An 18,056-nucleotide genomic window follows, 5' to 3' on the forward strand; every position below is an offset into this window, starting at 1 on the left:
CCCCGTGCCGTCGAGCCACTCCCACAGCCACGGTCCCGACCCGGACGCGCCGCCGCCGACCCCGGAGGTGCTCGCCCGGAGACGGCGCGCGGTCTGGCTGATGCTCCTGCTGCTCGTACCCGTCGGCCTGGCGACCGTGGTCGGGCTGGTGGTGCTCTGGCCCGGCGACGAGCCGACGCGCGCCCAGCAAGCGGCGGTGCAGTTCTCCCCGCCGGGGACGACCTACCCCGAGGGCCGGGTCTCCTCCGTCGAGCCGTTCGACTGCTCGATCCCCGGTGGCGGTGGGCAGGTCGCACAGCAGCTGACCTGCGCGAACGTCGTCGTCGAAGTGCTGGAGGGCGACGGTGTGGGGGAGTTCCAGCAGCTGGAGCTCCCACCGGAGGTCTACGCCGGCGGGATCGACGTGGGTGATGTCCTCGTCCTCACCAGGGACCCCGGCGCCCAGGGCGGGACCGGGTACGCGTTCTTCGACTACGACCGCGACGTCCCCATCATCGCCCTGACCCTGGCCTTCGCCGTCGTGACCGTGGCCGTCGCCCGGCTCCGGGGGCTGGCCTCGCTCGTCGGGCTGGCGTTCGCCTTCTTCGTGATGCTGCAGTTCCTGCTGCCCGGCCTGCTCGGCGACTCCTCGCCGACGCTGGTCAGCCTGGTCGGCTCGGCGGCGATCATGTTCGTCGTCCTCTACCTGGCCCACGGCTTCTCCGCCCGGACGACGACGGCGCTGGTCGGCACCCTCTTCGGGCTGGCCCTGGTCGCCGTCCTCGGGGCGGTGGCGGTGTCGGCGGCCCGGCTGACCGGGCTCACCAGCGAGGAGACCGTGCAGCTGCAGACCTTCGACCCGACCCTCGACTTCTCCGGCCTCGTGCTCGCCGGCATCACCGTCGCCGGGCTCGGCGTGCTCAACGACGTGACGATCACGCAGGCCTCGGCGATCTGGCAGCTGCACGAGGTCGACCCGGGCATGACGTGGCGCGACCTCTACCGCCGCGGGATGGCGGTCGGCCGCGACCACATCGCCTCGACCGTCTACACGATCGTCTTCGCCTACGCGGGCGCCTCGCTGCCGGCGCTGCTGCTCTTCGAGCTGTCCGGCCGGTCGTGGTGGACGACGCTCACCAGCGCCGCACTGGCCGAGGAGGTGATCCGCACACTGGTCGGCTCGATCGGCCTCGTCCTCGCGGTCCCAGTGACGACGGCGGCCGGCGCCTTCTTCGCCAAGGCCGCCGGCAGCCGGGCGGGCGCGGCGACCGACCAGCGGCTGACCGCCCTGCGCGCCCGTTTCGCCCGGTGAGCGAGGCTGTGCAGGTGTCCCACCCGCCCGCGCCGCCCGCCGACCTCCTGACCGCCGCCCGCGCCGCCCCCGGCTTCATGCCCGACGACGAGGGGACGGCGCTGTACGACGCCGCCCGCACCGTCGCCGTCCCGGGGCCGCTGCTCGAGGTCGGCAGCTGGATGGGGAGGTCGGCGCTCTACCTGGCCGCCGCGGCGCGCAAGACGGGCCGGCAGGTGGTGACCGTCGACCACCACCGCGGCTCGGAGGAGCACCAGCCGGGCTGGGAATACCACGACCCGTCGCTGGTCGACCCGGCCGTCGGGCTGCTCGACACGCTGCCGCGGTTCCGCCGGACGATCGCCGACGCCGGCGCCGAGGACGTCGTCATCGCGGTGGTGGCGCGCTCGGAGGTGCTGGCGCCGCTGTGGGCGACCCCGCTCGCGCTGCTGTTCCTCGACGGCTCGCACACCGAGGAGTCCGCCCGCCGCGACCAGGACGCCTGGGTGGCGAAGCTGGCCGTCGGCGGCACGCTGGCCATCCACGACGTCTTCCCCGACCCGGCCGACGGCGGTCAGGCGCCCTACGGGGTCTACACGCGGGTGATGGCCTCGGGCGACTTCGAGGAGCTGCCCGGCACCGGTTCCCTGCGGCTGCTGCGCAGGCTGCGGTGAAGGACCCGCTGCTGGCCGAGCGGGACGCGGCGCGGGCGCAGATCGCGGCGCTCACGCGCGAGTTCGACCAGGTCGTCGACGCCTCGAGGCAGTCCAACGCCGACGACGAGCACGACCCCGAGGGGGCGACGATCGCCTTCGAGCGGCAGCAGGTGGCCGCCCTGCTGGAGTCGGCGCAGCGCCGGCTGGCCGACGTCGAGGCGGCCCTGGAGCAGCGGGCGGCCGGCGCTTACGGCGCCTGCCAGACCTGCGGCCGGCCGATCGCCCCCGAGCGACTGGCCGCCCGCCCCGCCGCGCGCACCTGCATCAGCTGCGCCCGCTGAGGGGCCGCTCTGCTGGTCGAGATCGCGCGATCTCGGACGCCGGAGCGGGTGCACGTGTGCGAGATCGCGCGATCTCGACGGAGAGCTCCGTCAACTCACGTACCGGCGGGCCGTGGACGTCCGCTGGGCGTGCTCGAGCGCGGCGAAGCGGGCCTCGGCGTGCGGGGGCAGCACCCGCCGCTCGCGCAGCACCCAGGGGACACCACGGGCGGCCGCCCACAGGCCCTGGGCGGTCACCCGGTCGCGGGGCAGGGTGCGCAGCAGGTGCACGGTGCGGCGCAGCGCCGGGCGGACGGGACGGCGCAGCCACGTCGTCCAGAGGGTGTTGCGGATGCCGTCGCGGCGCCGGCGGTGCGAGTCGCGCGCCTTCGACGCCTGGTGGTGCACCGTCAGCGCGGGCAGGTAGCACAGCTCCCACCCTGCGGCGGCCAGGTCGCCGGCCATCAGCTCCTCCTCGCCGCCCAGCCACAGCCGCTCGCAGAAGCCGCCGACCTCGGTGAAGGCCTCCCGGCGCAGCACCGAGGCACCGGCGAGGAAGGAGCCCAGCGCCGGCCCGGGCAGCCAGCCGGCGCCGCGGACGGGGGAGTCGCGCAGCTCGGGCACGATGGGGTCCTCACGCCCGCCCGGCTCGACGAGGATGCGCGCGGTCACCACCGCCAGGCGCGGGTGCGCGTCGAGGACGTCGGCCGCGGTGCGCAGCGACCCCGGGTCCCACCAGGTGTCGTCGTCGCAGAAGGCGACGTAGGGGGTGTCCACCCGGGCCACGCCGACGTTGCGGCCGATCGCGCCGAGGTTCTCCGGGCTCGCGACCAGCTCCACCTGCGGGAAACGCTCGGCGACCGCCGCCGCCGTCCCGTCGGTGGAGCCGTTGTCGACGACGACGACGTGGGGCTGCTCGGGCAGCGCGACCAGCCGGGAGAGCGCGAGCAGCACCTCGTCGCGGCGCTGGTGGGTGATGACGACGACCGACACCCGCGGGTCCGGTCGGCCCTCCTGCAGGGGCCCGCCGCGAGCTTGCGAGTGGTGGGGGGCAGGAGGGTCCTCTTTCTGCGGCCGGGCCTGCGTGGCCGTCACGCCGCGGCCCCGGCCTCGGCCAGCACGCGCAGGTCGGCGCGGACGTGCTCCGGGAGCACCCGGCGGCGGCACAGCGCGGCCGGCACCTCCGGCAGCGCGCGCAGCAGCCCGCGGCGCTCCGGCGCCCCGGTGCGCAGCGCCTGCAGCGCGAGCCCGGCCACCTGGGCCCACGGACGGCGCATCACCGCGGTGAGCAGCCGGCTGCGCCAGATCGCCGTCCGCCGGCCCTCCGGTGCCGACCGCCGCGGCGACGGGTGGTGGTGCACGGTCACCGAGTCGACGTAGGCGATGCCCCAGCCGGCGGCGGCCAGGTCGAGCGAGAGCCGCTCCTCCTCGCCCGGGAAGCGGACCACGGGGTCGAAGCCGCCGACGGCGAGGAAGGCCTCGGTGCGCACCATCGCGCCGCAGGCGATGAACCCGAGCAGCGCCGGGCCGGGCAGGTCGTCGGGCGTCCCCAGCGGGCTGCGCGCCAGCTCGCTGCAGAACGAGTCCAGCCGCTCCTCGGGGCCGACCAGGATCCGCGCGTTGAGCACCGCCAGCCGCGGGTGCGCGCGCATGACCTCCACCGCGCGGGCCAGGTCGCCCGGCGCCCACCACGAGTCGTCGTCGGCGAAGGCCACGAACTCGGTGCCGGCCCGCTCGACGCCGAGGGTGCGCGCGTAGGACCCGACGTTGCGCTCCAGCGGGACGACGGTGACCTCGGGCAGGGCCGCCCGCACCGCCCCGACGGTGCCGTCGGTGGAGGCGTTGTCCACCAGCACCACCGGCGCCTCGTGGCGCGGCAGCGTGCGCAGGAGGTCCTCGCGGCGGTTCTGGCTCATGACGACGACGGCCACGTCGCCAGGGAGGGGGTCGCCGCGGCGGGGAGGGCTGCTCACGGCAGCACCCTGCCCGCGCCGCCGGGCAGCCAACCCGCGGTCTCCTGTGATCCTGCCGTCCCGGCCGCGGGCAGCAGGCCCGGGTCGGTGAACAGGCCCGACGCCGCGGTCGCGCCGGAGAGGGCGTCGGCGGCGAGGACGACGGCCGCCGCGGTCCACGTCGTCCGCTCGACCGGCCAGCGGGCGTCGTCGGGGTAGACGTAGCCGGTCCAGTAGGAGCCGTCCACGGCCCGCAGGTGCTGCATGGCGGCTACCTGTTCCAGCGCGGCGTCCGGCCGCCCGGCGGCGGCCAGCGCGAGCGCCAGCTCGCAGGTCTCCGCGCCGGTGACCCACGGCCGGTCGGCGACGCAGCGCGCGCCCAGCCCGGGGACGACGAAGCGGTCCCAGTCGGCCGCGAGCCGGGCGTCGGCCTCCTCGCCGGTGACCGCGCCGCCGAGCACCGGGTAGTACCAGTCCATGGAGTAGCGCGACCGGTCGGCGAACGCGTCGGGCCGGGTGCGCAGCGCCGCGCCCAGGTCGGCGGCGGCCAGCTCCCAGTCCGGCTGGGGCTCGCCCGTCAGACCGGCCAGCGCGACCCCGCAGCGCAGCGCCTGGAACAGACTGGCGTTGCCGGTGAGCAGCGCGGTGTCGTCGGCGGTGCCGTCGGGGCGCAGCGCCCAGCCGACCGCGCCGCCGGGCAGCTGCATGCGGGTGACCAGGTCCAGGCCGCGGCGCACGGCCGGCCACAGCGTGGCGACCAGCGACTCGTCGCGGGTGAGCAGCCAGCTGTGCCAGGCCCCGACCGCGAGGTAGCCGGCGTGGTTGCTCTCCGCGGCGGGGGAGGTCTCCGCGCCGTCCCGGTACTCCGACGCCCACGAGCCGTCCGGCCGCTGCCGGTGGGCCAGCCAGCGGTAGGCCGCCCGCGCCCGCGCGTGCTCACCGCCGAGGTCGAGGGCCATCGCGGCCTCGACCATGTCCCAGGGGTCCAGCCGGCCGCCGCGGAACCAGGGCAGCGCGCCGTCGGACGCCTGCTCGGCGGCGATCGCCGCCACCGTGGCGCGCACCTGCTCCCCGCTCAGCACGCCGGGCAGCTCGGGGAGCTCAGACAGCGGTCGCCTCCAGCTCGGTCTCGCTGCCCGTCGCCGCTCCCGCCGGCTTCTCCGCGTAGACGACCAGGCTCTTGCCGATCACCGGGTCCAGCAGCCACTCGGCGAACCGGGTCGGCCACGGCCGCTCCGTCAGGTCCCACACCAGCAGCCGGTGGTAGGCGCGGACGGCGGCGCTGTCGCGCTCCACGCCGACCGCGCACTTGAGCCACCAGAACGGTGCGTGCAGCGCGTGCGCGTGGTGCTGCGCGCCGGGGACCAGGCCCACGGCCGACAGCCGGGCACGCAGCACGTCGCCGCGGTAGATGCGGACGTGGCCGCCCTCGTTGGCGTGATAGGCGTCCGACAGCGCCCAGCACACCCGCTCCGGCCCGTACCGCGGCACCGTCACCGCGACCGTGCCGCCCGGCGCGAGCACGCGGGCGATCTCGGCCATCGCGGTCGCGTCGTCGGGGATGTGCTCGAGCACCTCGGAGGCGATCACCCGGTCGACGCTCCCGTCGGGGAAGGGCAGCGCCAGCAGGTCGGCGCGCACCACCTCGTAGCGCGCACCCGCCGGTGCCTCACCGGCCTCGGCGATGGCGCCCAGCCAGCGCTTCGTCGTCTCGACCTCGGACGTGCCCCAGTCGACGGCGACCACCCGGGCGCCCCGCCGGTAGGCCTCGAACGCGTGCCGGCCCTCGCCGCAGCCCAGGTCCAGGACGGTCATCCCCGGCCGCAGGTCCAGCCGGTCGTAGTCCACGGTCAGCACGGTGTCGCCGGTTCGACTCCGGACTCGATCCGCTGCTCGGTCTCTGTCCCCCGCAAGCGGGAGGTGCCCCCAGCATGCGGCGATGCTCCCTCGTCCGTCGCCTTCACAGGCGCCCCTTCCGGTCCAGCACCTCGCGGTACCACTCCGCCGTCCGTTCGGCGGTCGACCGCCAGGTGTAGGAGGCCAGCACCCGGCGCCGTCCGGCCCGGCCCAGCTGGTCGGCCAGGGACGGCGAGTCGAGGACCAGCTGCAGGGCCGCGGTGAGCTCGCCGACGTCCCCGGCCCGCACCCGCAGGCCGGCCTTGCTGCCCACCACCTCGGGCAGCGCCCCGGCGTCGGTGGTGACCAGCGCGGTGCCGCAGGCCATGGCCTCGATCGCCGGCAGCGAGAACCCCTCGTACAGCGAGGGGATGGCGACGACGGCGGCGTTCTGCAGCAGCCGGACCAGGTCCGCCTCGGGCAGCGGGCCGGTGAAGCGGACGGCGTCGCGCAGCGCCAGCCGGTCGAGGGCCGCCTCGGCCGGCCCGCCGGGCCGCGCGCTGCCGACGACGGTCAGCCGCACCGGCCGCTCGGTGCGCAGCTTCGCGACCGCCTCGAGCAGGTGCACCAGCCCCTTGAGCGGGACGTCGGCGCTGGTGGTGACGACGATCGAGCAGGGGTCGCGCGGCCGGTCGGCCGGCGGCGGGGTGAAGACGTCGGGGTCGATGCCCACCGGGACGACCCGGATGGCATCCGCCGGGACGCCGAGGTGGGTCTCGATGTCGCGGCGGGAGTTCTCCGAGACGGTGGTGACGCCGTCCAGCTGGGGGGCGACGCGGGCCTGCATGCGGGTGAAGCCGTACCAGCGGCGCAGGGTGAGCCGGCGGCGCAGCGAGGGGGCGGCGGTCAGCTCCAGGTCCCGGTCGATGGCCACCGGGTGGTGCACCGTGGCCACCGTCGGCACGCCGGCGCGGGTGAGCCGCAGCAGGCCCGAGCCCAGGCACTGGTTGTCGTGCACCAGGTCGAAGAGCGGCGCCTGGGGGAGCAGCAGCCGGGCCGCGCGCAGGCTGAAGGTGAGCGGCTCGGGGAAGCCGGCCGTGCACATCGTGGCGTACTCGAGCAGGTCGATCCGGTCGCGGAACTCCGACGGGCGCGGGGTGCGGAACGGGTCGGGCTCCCGGTAGAGGTCCAGGCTCGGCACGCGGACCAGCGGCACCCCGTCGTCCAGCTCGGGGTGGGGCTGGCCACTGAACACGGTCACCCCGTGGCCGAGGGCGGTGAGCTCGCGGGAGAGCGCCCGGACGTAGACGCCCTGACCACCGCTGTGCGGCTTGCTGCGGTAGGACAGCAGTGCGATGCGCAGCGGCCGTCCCATGGTCGGCGACTCTAACCAGCCCCCGTTCCCGTCCGTTCCGGGGAGCCCCGTGCTGCGGCGCCGCCCCGGTGCCTGACAGGGTGGCCGCATGCTGCGTCACGTCGTCCTCTTCACCTGGTCCGACGACGCCGACGAGGAGCGCCGGGAGCAGACCCTGGCCGCCCTGCGCCGGCTGCCCGAGGAGGTGGGCGGGATGACCTCCTTCGCGGTCGGCCCGGACGCCGGGCTGCGCGAGGGCAACGCGCACACCGCTCTGGTCGCCGACTTCCCCGACGTCGAGGCCTGGCGGCGCTACGCCGACGACCCGGTGCACCTGCAGGTCATCGCCGACCACGTGAAGCCGATCCTCGCCGCGCGCAGCGCCGTGCAGTACGAGGTCTGAACAAGGGCCCTCCTGCCCCCGCCACTCGCGAACTCGCGGCGGGACCGTGCAGGAGGGGCGTTCCATGACCTCACCTGGCCGGCGGGACCCTGCAGGAGTCCGTCGCGTAGCCGCCGCACCGCCCGGCACGGGGTTACCGTCGGCGGCATGCGAAAGGACCCTCCTGCCCCCCGCCACTCGCCAGCTCGCGGCGGGACCGTGCAGGAGGGCCGGCGCAGCCGCCGCACCACCCTGCTCGCCACGGGCCTGGTCGCCGGTGCGGTCCTGACCGGCTGTGCCTCGGGCGCCGATGTCCGGGAGGCCGCGGCCACCGGGACGCCGTCGCCGTCCGAAGAGGCCGCCGCGGCGACCCCCTCCGGCGCCGACCTGGCCGCCGGACTGCTGCCCGGCGAGGCGTTCGGCCCCGGCGCGCGGGTCGTCCCGGTGTCCGGGGAGCAGCTGTCCCGGGGCGCGCTGGCCGGGATGGGCTCGCCGGCCGACGTCGAGGTCACGCCCGAGTCGTGCACTGCGGTCCTGCAGGCACTGCCGGTGCAGCAGCCGCCCGCCGCGGAGGACCTCGCCGCGCAGGTCGCCGTCCAGGGGACGACGTACACCGCCGAGCTGCTGGCCGTGGCCGGGCCCGCGGCCGAGCTCGTCGGCCGGGTGCCCGAGCTGGTCGACCGGTGCCCGCAGGTGACGGTCAGCTCGCCCGAGCGCGGCAGCGCCACGGTCGACCTGGCGACGTTCGACGTGCCCGACCTCGGCGACGCCGCGGTGGGGGTGTCGGTGGAGGTCGTGGCCACGGAGCCCGGCGGCGCCCAGCGGGAGGCCTCCGGACTGGTCGGGCTGGTGCGGGACGGGGACCGGGTGGTCGCGCTCGCGACCGGTGACCGGGAGGGCGCCGAGGCCGACCGGGCGGCCTTCACCGCGCTGCTCGAGCAGGCGTACGACGTGCAGGCCGACGCTCTGGACTGAACGAGGACCCCGCCCCCCGCCTCGGAGGCTCGCCGCGGGACCCTGCAGGGGGCCGCGGCGCCGTATCCACAGCCGTCCGGCCGGTCCCCAGACCTCCCCGCGGGCCCGCTCCGGGCGGGCACGGCGGCCAGGGTCGGGCGCATGGACGACCCCATGCGCCCCCTGGTGTCCCTCTCCGACTCCGCGGACATCGCCGCCGCGCTGCCCTACCTCGTCGGGTTCCACCCGCACGAGTCGGTCGTGCTCGTCTCGCTCGGCGGGCCGACCGGCAACCGGGTGGGCCTCACCGTGCGCGCCGACCTACCGGCCCGGTCGGCCTCGGCCGCGGTGGTTCCCGCCCTGGTCCGCAGCGTCGCCACCGACGACCCCGCCGGCGTCGTCGTCGCAGTCGTCTCCGAGGCGCCCGACGAGCGCGCGTCGCTGCCCGGCGGCGACGCGTTCGCCGGCCTGCCGCACCGCGACGTCGTGCACGACGCCGTCGTCGCCCTGGCGGGGCTGGACATCCCGGTCCGCGACACCCTGCTGGTGCGGGGCGGCCGCTGGTGGTCCTACGACTGCCCCGAGCCCTGCTGCGCCCCGGGGGCCGGTGCGCCGCTGCCCGGCGGCGTCTCCCCGCTCGCGGCCGCCTCGGCCGCCGCCGGCCAGGTCCTCGCCCCGGACCGTGCGGCGCTCGAGGCGCGGATCGCGCCGCTCGACGGCCCGGCCCGCGCCGCGATGGAGGCGGCCACCTGGCGGTCGGTGGACCGCCGCGCCCGCGCGGCGCGGACCGACCCGGACGCCGAGGCCCGCCGCTCCTGGGACGCCGTGCTGCAGGCCGTCCGCGGCTCCCGTCCGCCCGAGGCCGGCCGGCTGCCCGACCGCGAGGTCGCCGGTGTGCTGTGGGCGCTGGCCGACGTCCGGGTGCGCGACCGGGCGCTCACCCTCGCCCTGGGGGACGACGCCGCCGCGGCCGAGCTGCTGTGGACCGAGTGCACCCGCCGGGCCCCGGCCCCGCTGGACGCGGCCCCGGCCACGCTGCTGGCGGTCAGCGCGTGGCTGCGCGGGGACGGCGCCATGGCCAACGTGGCCCTGGAGCGGGCGTTGGACAGCCGCCCGAGCTACACGCTGGCGAGGCTGCTGGCCGACGGGCTGGCCGTCTGCCTGCCGCCGGCCGAGCTGCGCGCGATGCTGGCCGAGGTGTCCGCCGACCCGGGCGAGGTCTGGGCCGCCGGATGATCGACGGTCCGGTCGCTGCGAGCGAGGACGGGGCCCTCCTTCAGAGCAGGTCGGGGCGCTGCCACTCCTGGCCGTGCACGTGCTCGGAGAGGAAGGCCAGCACCGTCTCGTACCAGACCTGAGCGTTGCCCGGGGTGAGCACCCAGTGGTTCTCGTCGGGGAAGTAGAGGAACCGGGACGGCAAGCCGCGCTTCTGCAGGTCGTACCAGAGCCGCAGCGCCTCGCCGATCGGCACCCGGTAGTCGCGGTCACCGTGGATGACCAGCATCGGCGTGCGGATGGCGTCGGCGTAGCGGTGCGGCGAGTTCTGCTCGTAGCGCTTGGGCTCGCGCAGCGGGTCGCCCCACTCCCGCTCCCAGTAGTAGGCCGCGTCGGTGGTGCCGACGAACGAGTCCACGTCCCACAGGCTGGCGTGGGTGACGATCGCCCGGAAGCGGTCGGTCTGGGTGGCCACCCAGTTGGCCATGTAGCCACCGAAGGAGCCACCCATCGCCGCGGTGCGCGTCTCGTCGACGTCGGGCCGCTGCTCGACGGCGTCGACGGCCGCCATGAGGTCGGTGTAGGGCGCCTCGCCCCACGCTCCCCAACCGCGGCGGACGAAGTCCTGCCCGTAACCCTGCGAGAGCGCCGGGTCGGGCAGCAGGACGGCGTAGCCGCGGGCGGCCATGACCCACGGGCACCAGCGCCAGGACCAGGAGTTCCAGCTCATCAGCGGCCCGCCGTGGATCCACAGCAGCAGCGGCGCCGGGTCCTCGGCCGACGCGCCCTCCGGCAGCACCAGCCAGGAGTGCACCGACGCCCCGTCGGCGGCGGTGGCCTCGACCTCGTGCAGGCTGCCGGGCAGGGCAGCGAGCGTGCCGGGGTTGGGCAGCGGCTCGGGGTGCTGGCCGGTCGCTCGCGGGTCCAGCCGCACGGGCGCGGGCGGCTCGTCGTACGCCGAGCGCAGCGCGTACAGGGCGCTGCCGTCGCGGGCCACCTGCAGGTCGCTGTAAGCGCCGTCGGTGGTCATCCGCACCGGCTCCCCGCCCTCGGCCGGCACCCGGAACAGCGCGTGCCGGCCGTCGTCATCGCCCAGGAAGTACACCGTCGTCCCGTCGGCGGCGAACTGCGGCGCGGAGGGCCAGCGGTCGAAGCCGGGCGTGAGCTCCCGCGCCACGCCGGTGGTCACGTCGACGTGCAGCAGCGTGTAGTCCGGCGGGTCGTCGTGGGTCGACATCGACTCCCGCACGCAGACCACGGCGCTGCCGTCGGGGGAGAAGCGCGGCGCCGAGAGGTCGGCGAGCGGGTCGTCCACCAGGATCCGGCTTTCGCCGGTCGCGGTCTCGACCAGGAGCAGCCGGTCGCGCCGGCCCGCGGGGCCGTCGGGCACCGTCTCCACGCGCACCAGCAGCCGGCCGTCGGGGGAGAGGTGCAGGTCGCCGCCGGCGCCGCTGGGCGGGACCGCCCCGGGGGTCAGGTCGCGCAACTCGACCGGGGGATGCTCGGCGCCGGCGTCGGGGTCGGCGGGCAGCGCGCCGGCCCAGAACACGTGCGGGGTGGCGGGGCCGAGGTCGGCGTCCCAGTGCCGCACCGGGTAGGCCTCGTGCAGGATCGCGGTGACCCCGGCCTCCTTGCGCCGCTTCCGGCGCTCGGCATCGGCCTCGGCGTCGGTCGCGCCGGGCATGGCCGAGGCGGTGACCACGACCTCGCCGGTGTCCGCGGCGACGCTGACAGCACCGATCCCGCCCGGGTGGGTCAGCACCAGCCGGGCCTCACCGCCGTCGGCGGGCAGGCTCCACAGCGCCGGCTTCGGGTCCTCCCCGGCACCGGTCCCGGACCCTCCCCCGGCGTCGGGGTCGGGGCGGGCGGAGGTGAACAGCAGCGAGTCGTCGGGCGCCCACACCGGTGCGGACTCGCCGGGCGCGCTGCGGGTCAGGCGGCGGGCCGGCCGCCGTCCCTCCGGGTCGACCTCCCACAGGGCGGACTGCCACTTCTTCCGCTCGGCGTCCAGGGTCTGCACCGCCACGGCGAGCCGGCGGCCGTCGGCAGAGAGGGCCAGCCCGGCGACCCGGGGCAGGGCGACGAATGCGGCCAGGTCGGCGAAGGGGGAGGCGGGCGTGGCAGGGGCGTCGGAGGGCTCGCTCACCCGGCCCACCGTAGGAGCCGGGGGAGCGTGGCCCCCGTGGAGGGTCCCGCCGCGAGCTCGCGAGTGGGGGGCGGCCCCGTCCAGGGGCCGGCCCCGAGCCTGCGAGGGGTGGGGAGGACGGGGTCCTCTCTCAGAGGCGGGGAGCCGCCTCGGCCGGGGTGAGCTCCTCGTCGAGGGCGCTGACGAACACGTGCTGGGCCACGCCCATCGGCAGCACGTTGCCGTCGAGGCTGACCGAGCCGGCGGTCAGCTGGGCGACGGCGGTCATGCCCGGCCGCAGGCCCTTCGCGGCGAGCTCCCGCATGAGGGCACTGTCCTCCTGCAGGTTCTCACTGATCCGCTTGATCTCCACGCGGCGCCCCTCGGGGGTGGCCGTGGTCGACAGCAGCGTCAGGGAGTCGAGCACCGCGGAGGTCGCGCCACCGAGGGCGTCGAGGCCGGGGATGGGGTTGCCGAACGGCGACACCGTCGGGTTGCCGAGCAGGGTCAGCAGCTTGCGCTCGACGGCCTCGCTCATGACGTGCTCCCAGCGGCACGCCTCCTCGTGGACGTCGGCGTAGTCCAGCCCGATGACGTCGACCAGCAGGCACTCCGCCAGCCGGTGCTTGCGCATGACCGCGGTGGCCAGCTTGCGCCCGGACTCGGACAGCTGCAGGTGCCGGTCGCCCTCGACGGTCAGCAGGCCGTCGCGCTCCATCCGGGCGACCGTCTGGCTCACCGTCGGGCCGCTCTGGTGCAGCCGCTCGGCGATGCGGGCGCGGAGGGGGACGACCCCCTCCTCCTCCAGCTCGAAGATCGTCCGGAGGTACATCTCCGTGGTGTCGATGAGATCGTTCACTGGTCTCCTCCGTGTCGTCCCTGATGGTACGGGGGGAGAGCGCGTGCACCCGCTCACGCGGCGGCACCGTCATCGGGACGGCGCCGTGGTGCCGACGGTAGCGTCGCCAGGGACATCGCCGTCGCCGTCGAGGAGTGTGCCGTGAGTGACTCGGTCGCGGTCGTCTGGGACGACGCGCTGCTCGGCTACACGATGGGCGGGGACCACCCGCTGCACCCGGTCCGGCTGGACCTCACGATGCGGCTGGCCGACAGCCTCGGCGTCCTGGCCACCGACCGGCTGCAGGTGCTGCGGCCCACGCCGGCCGACGTCGACCTGCTCACCCGGGTGCACGACCCGGCCTACCTGGACGCGGTGAAACGCGCGCCGTCGGACCCGGACGTCGGCCACGGGCTCGGCACGGCGGACAACCCGATCTTCGACGGGATGTACGACGCCGCGGCGCTGATCACCGGCGGCAGCGTGCTCGCCGCCCAGCAGGTGCACGGCGGCCGGGCGCAGCACGCGGTCAGCATCTCCGGCGGCCTGCACCACGCGATGCGCGACCGCGCGTCGGGCTTCTGCGTCTTCAACGACGCCGCCGTGGCCATCACGTGGCTGCTCGACCAGGGGCACCAGCGCATCGCCTACGTCGACCTCGACGTCCACCACGGCGACGGCGTGCAGGCCGCCTTCTACGACGACCCGCGGGTGCTGACCGTGAGCATCCACCAGACGCCGCTCACCCTCTTCCCCGGCACCGGGTTCCCCGAGGAGACCGGCGACCCGGAGACGGCGCTGGGCAGCGCGGTCAACCTGGCGCTGCCCAACGGCACCGACGACTCGGGCTGGCTGCGGGCCTTCCACGCCGTCGTGCCCAGCGTGCTCAAGGCGTTCCGGCCGGAGATCCTGGTGACCCAGTGCGGCTGCGACGCCCACCACGAGGACCCGCTCGCCGATCTCGCGCTGACCGTCGACGGGCAGCGGGCCAGCTACCGGGCCATGCACGACCTGGCCCACGAGATCTGCGACGGCCGCTGGATCGCCCTCGGCGGGGGCGGCTACGGCCTGGTGCGCTGCGTGCCACGCGCGTGGACGCACCTCATCGCCGAGGCCGCCGGAGCCCGGCTCGACCCGGCCACCGAGATCCCCGAGTCGTGGCGGGAGGACGTCGTCCGCCGCAGGTTGCGCGCCCGTCCGCCGACGCACATGACGGAGGGCGGCTACACCGGCTTCGCGCAGTGGGACCCGTTCACCGAGTCCCGCGTCGACCGGGCCATCGCCCGCACCCGGACCGCCTCGTTCCCCTACTTCGGCCTGGACCCGGACGACCCCCGTGACTGAGCAGAGCACCTCCACCCCACCGGCACCGGCGGAGGACGCCCTGCCACCCCAGCCGCCGGCCCACTGGGAGGCCGACATCATCGCCGCCGACGGCGGCACGGTGCACCTGCGCCCGATCTGTCCCGAGGACACCGAGGGCCTGGTCGGGCTGATGGACCGCAGCTCCGACCAGACCCGCTACTACCGCTTCTTCGGTCCGATGAAGCGGCTGTCGGACAAGGACCTGCACCGCTTCACCCACGTCGACCACGACACCCGGGTCGCCTTCGTGCTGGTGCTGGGCGACCAGGTCATCGGTGTCGGCCGCTACGACCGCTACCCGGGCACGGACGACGCCGAGGTCGCCTTCCTCATCGAGGACGCGCACCAGGGACGCGGGCTGGGCTCGGTGCTGCTCGAGCACCTGGCCGCCGCCGCCCGGGAGCGGGGCATCACGAACTTCGTCGCCGAGGTGCTCGCGCAGAACAACCGGATGGTGCGGGTCTTCCTCGACGCCGGGTACACCCCGACCCGGTCCTACGAGGAGGGCGTCGTCCACCTCACCTTCCCGATCGCGCCGACCGAGACCGCGCTGCAGGTGGCCTACGAGCGGGAGCAGCGCAGCGAGTCCCGGTCGATCGCGCGGCTGCTCACGCCGTCGTCGGTCGCGGTGGTGGGCGCCAGCAACGACGAGGAGAAGATCGGCCACGCCGTCCTGCGCCACCTGCTCGACTACGGCTTCCGCGGTCCGATCTACCCGGTCAACCCGGGCACCCGGCACGTGCGCGGGGTACCGGCCTACGCCGGCATCGAGGACATCCCCGACGACGTCGACCTCGCCGTCCTCGCGGTGCCCGCCGACGAGGTCGCCGACGTGGTCGAGGCATGCCGGCGCAAGCGGGTCCACGGGCTGGTCGTGATCTCCGGCGGCTTCGGTGAGTCCGGCCCGGAGGGACGGGTCCGCGAGCGGCAGCTGGTCACCGCGGCCCGCGCCTCCGGCATGCGGGTGGTCGGCCCCAACTGCCTGGGCATCGTCAACACCGACCCGGCGGTGCGGTTGAACGCCAGCCTGGCGCCGCGCATCCCCGGTCACGGGCGGGTGGGCTTCTTCGCGCAGTCCGGCGCGCTGGGCTCGGCACTGCTGGAGCGGGCGCGCAGCCGCAACATCGGCCTGTCCAGCTTCGTCTCCGCCGGCAACCGGGCCGACGTCAGCGGCAACGACCTGCTCCAGTACTGGGCCACCGACGCCGGCACCGAGGTGGTGCTGCTGTACCTGGAGAGCTTCGGCAACCCGCGCAAGTTCGCCCGCCTGGCCCGCCGGTTGGCGCGCATGAAGCCGGTGGTGGCGGTGAAGGGCGGCCGGCACGTGCGGATGACCGAGGGCCTGGCCGGGACCTCGGTGGCGGTGCCCGAGGAGTCGGTCGCGGCGCTGTTCGCCTCGGCCGGGGTGATCCGGGTCGAGACCCTGGCCCAGCTGTTCGACGTCGGCACGCTGGTGGCGCACCAGCCGCTGCCGGCCGGCGACCGGGTCGCCGTGGTCGGCAACTCCACCGCCATGGGATGGCTGGTCAGCGACGCCGTCCTCGAGCACGGCCTGCGGCTGGCCCACGAGGCGCCCACCGACATCGGCGCCGCCGGGACGGCGGAGGAGTTCCGGGCCGCGCTGCAGGACGCCGTGGACGACGAGGACGTGGACGCCGTCGTCGCGGTGTTCCTGCCGCCGGTGACCCGAGGGTCCGGGTCCGCGGAGTTCGGCCGGGCGCTGCTGGAGGTCACCCAGACGGCGGACAAGCCGGTCGTGGCGAGCTTCCTCTCCACCGAGGGCATCCCGCCGGAGCTCGCCGTCCCCGGGGAGGACGGGACGCCGGCCCGCGGCTCGGTGCCGTCGTTCTCCACCCCCGAGCGGGCGGTCATCGCCCTGGCCAAGACGGCGCAGTACGCGGCCTGGCAGCGCCGCCCGGTCGGTGAGGTCCCCGAGCTCGAGGGGATCGACGAGCAGGCCGCGCGGGACGTCGTCCTGTCGGCGCTGGCCTCGGCGCCGGATGGCCGGGCGCTGACCGACGAGGAGCTCATCGCGCTGCTGGCCGCCTACGGCATCCCGCTGCTGGGCACCCGCACGGTCAGCGACGCGGAGGCCGCGGTGGCGGCGGCCGAGGAGATCGGCTACCCGGTGGTGCTCAAGTCGACCGCTCCGTGGCTGCGGCACCGCTCGGACCTCGGCGGGGTCCGGCTGGACCTGGGCGACGCCGACGCGGTGCGATCGGCGATGGCCGCGATCCCGTCGGGCGACCCGGTGATCGTGCAGGAGATGGCCGCGCCCGGGGTGGCCACCGTCGTGGGGGTCGTGGACGACCCGTCCTTCGGTGCGCTGGTCAGCTTCGGCCTCGGCGGCGTGGCGACCGACCTGCTCGGCGACCGCGCCTACCGGACCCTGCCGCTGACCGACCTGGACGCCGCCGAGCTGGTGCGGGCGCCGCGAGCGTGGCCGCTGCTCAACGGCTACCGCGGCTCCGAGCCGGTCGACGTCGCGGCGTTGGAGGAGCTGCTGCTGCGGGTCGCCCGGCTCGCCGACGACCTGCCCGAGGTGCTGCAGCTGGCCCTGGAGCCGGTCCTCGTCGGCCCGCCCAACCCCTGGCACGGCGGCCGGTCCCTGGTCGTGGCCGGGGCCACCGCCCGCGTCGGCCCGCCCACCGCGCGGGTCGAGCCCGGTCCGCGCCGCATGCGCACCCCCGGGGTGTGACGCACGTCGCGACGACCGGCTGAGCCCACCTGATCACCGAGGGCGGTCCCGGACGCGACGGAGGGCCGGCCACCTGGCGGTGACCGGCCCTCCGTGCGGCTCGTTCAGGCGAGGTAGTCGCGCAGGGCGTCGGCGCGCTGCGGGTCGCGCAGCTTGGCCATCGTCTCGCGCTCGATCTGGCGGACCCGCTCGCGGGAGAGACCGAACTGCTTGCCGATCTGCTCCAGCGTCCGGGGCTGGCCGCCGTCGAGGCCGAAGCGCAGCACGACCACGTCGCGCTCCCGCTCCTCCAGCGTGGCGAGCACGTTGCGCACGTCGCCCTTCATCATCTGGAAGGCCACGGCGTCCTCGGCGACCGCGGCGTCGGCGTCCTCGATGAAGTCACCGAGGCGTGACTCCTCGTCGGCACCGACCGTCTGGTCCAGCGACACCAGGTCGCGGGAGTACTCCAGCAGCTCGGTGATCCGCTCGGGGGTCATGTCGAGCTCGAGGCCCAGCTCCTCGGCGGTGGGCTCGCGCTCGAGCTCCTGGTGGATCCGGCGCCGGGTCCGCACCACCTTGTTGACCTGCTCGGCGAGGTGCACGGGCAGCCGGATGGTGCGGCCCGAGTCGGCCATCGCGCGGGTGATGGCCTGGCGGATCCACCACGTCGCGTACGTCGAGAACTTGAAGCCCTTGGTGTAGTCGAACTTCTCGACCGCCCGGATCAGGCCGACGTTGCCCTCCTGGATGAGGTCCAGGAACGTCATGCCGTGGCCGGTGTAGCGCTTGGCCACCGAGACGACCAGGCGCAGGTTGGCCTCGAGCAGGTGCCGCTTGGCGGCCTTGCCGTCGGCGGCCAGCGCCTTGTAGTCCCGCTGGAGAGCAGGGGTCAGCTGCCGCTCGGCGAGCAGCCGCTCGGCGTAGAGACCGGCCTCGATCCGCTTGGAGAGCTCGACCTCCTGCTCGGCGGTCAGCAGCGCGGTCTTGCCGATGGTGTTGAGGTACACCCGGACGAGGTCGGTCGAGACCAGCCCGCTGGTGTCCGGCTCGCGGCGCGGCGAGCGGACCTCGAGGGTGTCGGTGGTGGAAGACTGCAGCAGCGTCACGAT

Annotated in this window: 16 protein-coding genes; 8 read left to right on the forward strand and 8 right to left on the reverse strand. The window is 75.5% G+C overall.

Annotation, left to right across the window (positions count from 1 at the left end; all coding sequences use genetic code 11):
• Window positions 1–4 precede the first annotated feature (4 nt).
• From ACWIX7_RS21245 to ACWIX7_RS21255, 3 genes are read left to right on the forward strand one after another with little or no spacing between them, the layout of a single operon-like run.
• A complete protein-coding gene (locus ACWIX7_RS21245; RefSeq protein WP_448618395.1) occupies window positions 5–1,291 on the forward strand; it encodes a YibE/F family protein in 1,287 nt (428 codons plus the stop codon).
• Window positions 1,292–1,305: 14 nt separating this feature from the next.
• Window positions 1,306–1,944 carry a class I SAM-dependent methyltransferase gene (locus tag ACWIX7_RS21250; protein WP_448618396.1) on the forward strand — a complete coding sequence of 213 codons (639 nt, stop codon included), beginning with the start codon at window positions 1,306–1,308 and terminating at the stop codon, window positions 1,942–1,944.
• On the forward strand, window positions 1,941–2,267 hold the full coding sequence (locus ACWIX7_RS21255; RefSeq protein WP_448618397.1) for a TraR/DksA family transcriptional regulator: 327 nt from the start codon (window positions 1,941–1,943) through the stop codon (window positions 2,265–2,267). Before ACWIX7_RS21250 ends, ACWIX7_RS21255 begins: the two co-directional genes overlap by 4 nt.
• A 90-nt stretch (window positions 2,268–2,357) precedes the next feature.
• Here ACWIX7_RS21255 and ACWIX7_RS21260 read toward each other — a convergent pair whose 3' ends face one another.
• From ACWIX7_RS21260 to ACWIX7_RS21280, 5 genes are all read right to left on the reverse strand, one after another.
• Window positions 2,358–3,239 (reverse strand): glycosyltransferase family 2 protein, encoded by an 882-nt coding sequence (locus ACWIX7_RS21260; protein WP_448618398.1) that lies wholly within the window; start codon window positions 3,237–3,239, stop codon window positions 2,358–2,360.
• 98 nt (window positions 3,240–3,337) lie between these two features.
• Window positions 3,338–4,219, reverse strand: a complete 882-nt coding sequence (locus tag ACWIX7_RS21265) for a glycosyltransferase family 2 protein (protein WP_448618399.1) — start codon at window positions 4,217–4,219, stop codon at window positions 3,338–3,340.
• Window positions 4,216–5,280 (reverse strand): prenyltransferase, encoded by a 1,065-nt coding sequence (locus ACWIX7_RS21270; RefSeq protein ID WP_448618400.1) that lies wholly within the window; start codon window positions 5,278–5,280, stop codon window positions 4,216–4,218. Before ACWIX7_RS21270 ends, ACWIX7_RS21265 begins: the two co-directional genes overlap by 4 nt.
• A 19-nt stretch (window positions 5,281–5,299) precedes the next feature.
• Window positions 5,300–6,046, reverse strand: coding sequence for a class I SAM-dependent methyltransferase (locus ACWIX7_RS21275; RefSeq protein ID WP_448618401.1), 747 nt, complete (start codon window positions 6,044–6,046; stop codon window positions 5,300–5,302).
• Window positions 6,047–6,158: 112 nt separating this feature from the next.
• The gene (locus ACWIX7_RS21280; RefSeq protein ID WP_448618402.1) at window positions 6,159–7,409 is read right to left on the reverse strand and encodes a glycosyltransferase family 4 protein; all 1,251 of its coding nucleotides are present in this window, start codon (window positions 7,407–7,409) and stop codon (window positions 6,159–6,161) included.
• A gap of 88 nt (window positions 7,410–7,497) precedes the next feature.
• On the opposite strand from ACWIX7_RS21280, the gene ACWIX7_RS21285 reads away from it, so the two are divergent.
• From ACWIX7_RS21285 to ACWIX7_RS21295, 3 genes are all read left to right on the forward strand, one after another.
• Window positions 7,498–7,791 carry a Dabb family protein gene (locus ACWIX7_RS21285; RefSeq protein WP_448618403.1) on the forward strand — a complete coding sequence of 98 codons (294 nt, stop codon included), beginning with the start codon at window positions 7,498–7,500 and terminating at the stop codon, window positions 7,789–7,791.
• A 147-nt stretch (window positions 7,792–7,938) separates the two neighbouring features.
• Entirely contained in the window at window positions 7,939–8,745 is an 807-nt protein-coding gene (locus tag ACWIX7_RS21290) for a hypothetical protein (RefSeq protein ID WP_448618404.1), read from the forward strand.
• 141 nt (window positions 8,746–8,886) lie between these two features.
• Complete coding sequence (locus tag ACWIX7_RS21295; RefSeq protein ID WP_448618405.1) at window positions 8,887–9,960, forward strand: DUF4192 domain-containing protein; 1,074 nt, start codon at window positions 8,887–8,889, stop codon at window positions 9,958–9,960.
• A 40-nt stretch (window positions 9,961–10,000) separates the two neighbouring features.
• On the opposite strand, the gene ACWIX7_RS21300 is transcribed toward ACWIX7_RS21295, so the two are convergent.
• Both ACWIX7_RS21300 and ACWIX7_RS21305 read right to left on the reverse strand, forming a co-directional pair.
• Window positions 10,001–12,085: a S9 family peptidase gene (locus ACWIX7_RS21300; RefSeq protein WP_448618406.1), complete on the reverse strand. Its 2,085-nt coding sequence runs from the start codon at window positions 12,083–12,085 to the stop codon at window positions 10,001–10,003.
• A 130-nt stretch (window positions 12,086–12,215) separates the two neighbouring features.
• On the reverse strand, window positions 12,216–12,923 hold the full coding sequence (locus ACWIX7_RS21305; protein ID WP_448618407.1) for a metal-dependent transcriptional regulator: 708 nt from the start codon (window positions 12,921–12,923) through the stop codon (window positions 12,216–12,218).
• Window positions 12,924–13,064: 141 nt separating this feature from the next.
• Here ACWIX7_RS21305 and ACWIX7_RS21310 point away from each other — a divergent pair, with 141 nt between their 5' ends.
• On the forward strand, window positions 13,065–14,246 hold the full coding sequence (locus tag ACWIX7_RS21310; RefSeq protein ID WP_448618408.1) for an acetoin utilization protein AcuC: 1,182 nt from the start codon (window positions 13,065–13,067) through the stop codon (window positions 14,244–14,246).
• Window positions 14,239–16,965: a bifunctional acetate--CoA ligase family protein/GNAT family N-acetyltransferase gene (locus ACWIX7_RS21315; RefSeq protein WP_448618409.1), complete on the forward strand. Its 2,727-nt coding sequence runs from the start codon at window positions 14,239–14,241 to the stop codon at window positions 16,963–16,965. The genes ACWIX7_RS21310 and ACWIX7_RS21315 overlap by 8 nt, the downstream gene beginning before the upstream one ends.
• Before the next feature lie 104 nt (window positions 16,966–17,069).
• Here ACWIX7_RS21315 and sigB read toward each other — a convergent pair whose 3' ends face one another.
• Window positions 17,070–18,053 carry an RNA polymerase sigma factor SigB gene (sigB, locus tag ACWIX7_RS21320; protein WP_091216823.1) on the reverse strand — a complete coding sequence of 328 codons (984 nt, stop codon included), beginning with the start codon at window positions 18,051–18,053 and terminating at the stop codon, window positions 17,070–17,072.
• Window positions 18,054–18,056: the final 3 nt, after the last annotated feature.

Source organism: Geodermatophilus sp. URMC 65, assembly GCF_053502545.1.

What these genes read in the sequence shown, in the direction of transcription:
- ACWIX7_RS21280 (WP_448618402.1), bottom strand. Translation starts at nt 7,409, where the DNA reads ATGGGACGGCCGCTGCGCATCGCACTGCTGTCCTACCGCAGCAAGCCG.
- ACWIX7_RS21285 (WP_448618403.1), top strand. Translation starts at nt 7,498, where the DNA reads ATGCTGCGTCACGTCGTCCTCTTCACCTGGTCCGACGACGCCGACGAG.
- ACWIX7_RS21290 (WP_448618404.1), top strand. Translation starts at nt 7,939, where the DNA reads ATGCGAAAGGACCCTCCTGCCCCCCGCCACTCGCCAGCTCGCGGCGGG.
- ACWIX7_RS21295 (WP_448618405.1), top strand. Translation starts at nt 8,887, where the DNA reads ATGGACGACCCCATGCGCCCCCTGGTGTCCCTCTCCGACTCCGCGGAC.